Annotated in this window: 4 protein-coding genes; all 4 read left to right on the forward strand. The window is 35.8% G+C overall.

Annotation, left to right across the window (positions count from 1 at the left end; all coding sequences use genetic code 11):
• Positions 1–234, forward strand: a 234-nt coding sequence (locus VXK47_RS04480; RefSeq protein ID WP_435547573.1) for a hypothetical protein, incomplete at its 5' end; no start/stop codon positions are given.
• 358 nt (positions 235–592) lie between these two features.
• Complete coding sequence (locus VXK47_RS04485) at positions 593–817, forward strand: type II toxin-antitoxin system HicB family antitoxin (protein ID WP_435547574.1); 225 nt, start codon at positions 593–595, stop codon at positions 815–817.
• The gene (locus VXK47_RS04490) at positions 810–1,058 is read left to right on the forward strand and encodes a type II toxin-antitoxin system HicA family toxin (protein ID WP_435547575.1); all 249 of its coding nucleotides are present in this window, start codon (positions 810–812) and stop codon (positions 1,056–1,058) included. The genes VXK47_RS04485 and VXK47_RS04490 overlap by 8 nt, the downstream gene beginning before the upstream one ends.
• Positions 1,059–1,149: 91 nt before the next feature.
• Positions 1,150–1,356: four helix bundle protein (locus tag VXK47_RS04495; RefSeq protein ID WP_435547576.1), on the forward strand; the 207-nt coding region annotated here is incomplete at its 3' end.

Consider the following 1,356-nt stretch of genomic DNA (forward strand, 5'->3'; position numbering starts at 1 on the left):
AAATTTGATTTCTGTCGTATGACAATAAACGAACTCACTTGTATGATGGAAAAAGTTATTAAAGAAGATAAACGAAATCCATTGGGTTATAAGCCTTTTGTGCTTATAGGTCATACAAAAGATCTGGTTGATTTCGAAACCGTTGTTTCTTTCCTGTCTTATTTGAAACAAAAGCATATCAAAATTTCAACCTTTGAAGAAGCATATGAGAAGTGTATATCGGTTGACGGTTGACAGTTTACGGTTGGCAAGATAAATTTCTCTAACAGATAACAGGGTGATAACAATAATTTCCGGGAAGTTTTAAGTGAAAACTTTTGAAAATATTTCTTGTTGCTACTATTGGAAAATATTGCTTGCCGATTTCATTCATATTTGCTCTGCTCCTTAAATCGGTTATCTAACGAGCCAGTTTCAAAACGTCCCATTTAGGCCGATCTCTGCGTTGGGCTCAAATTTTAATCCTCGAAATACTAAATGTATTCCTTTGGTTAAAATTTTCGCCCGCCTTGACCTTGACCAAGCTGAAACGTTTTGAAAGTGGCTCTAACGCCATATACTTTAATTCAATAACCTGCATTGGAGTAATACAATGGAAAAAATAATAAAAGCTGAAATATATAATGACGGCGAATACTACTGTGGAAGATGTATTGATTTTGATATTTTCACTCAGGGAAAAAGCCTTGATGAGCTTGTTAAAAATTTAAAAGAAGCTATACAGCTTCATTTTGAAGATGATCCGGATACTTTATCCAGATTTATTCCGCATCCAACACTTTTTACTATGATGGATTTGGGAGAATTAAATGTCTGAAAAGACACCTGTTATATCTGGAAAACAGCTTATTTCATTCCTATGTTCAATGGGATATAAAATTGCACGTCAACGTGGAAGCCATATCAGACTTGAAAAAGCTACCGGAGCGGGTGTGCATAAGATCACGATTCCTAATCACGATACCATTGCTAAGGGTACGTTAAACGATATTCTGACAAAAGTTGCTCTCTGGAACCAAAAGACAAAGGAAGAGCTTATCGATATGTTACGCAGATAATGTTTAATAGCCTCTTATGTATAAAGAAAGCTTACCGTCTAACGCTTTTACAACCGCAAACTGTAAACTGATAACTGTAAACAGCTTTTCTATGAGCTCTTCCTTTGAAGATTTAGAAGTCTGGGAAAAATCCTGCGAATTATCAATACGTCTCTATGAGTTGTTGAGAAACTGCCGTGATTACGGAATAAAAGATCAAATGCTCCGTTCATCCATATCTATCCCATCTAATATTGCAGAAGGAGCCGAAAGAAAAAGCACCCCGGATTTCAAGAGATTCATAAACATAGCTCTTGGT

The sequence above is a fragment of the Desulfobacterium sp. N47 genome (assembly GCF_051233685.1).
Taxonomy (GTDB): domain Bacteria; phylum Desulfobacterota; class Desulfobacteria; order Desulfobacterales; family RPRI01; genus RPRI01.

Bases quoted from the DNA above. Each gene is read 5' to 3' on its own strand.
- VXK47_RS04485 (WP_435547574.1), top strand. From the start codon at position 593: ATGGAAAAAATAATAAAAGCTGAAATATATAATGACGGCGAATACTAC.
- VXK47_RS04490 (WP_435547575.1), top strand. From the start codon at position 810: ATGTCTGAAAAGACACCTGTTATATCTGGAAAACAGCTTATTTCATTC.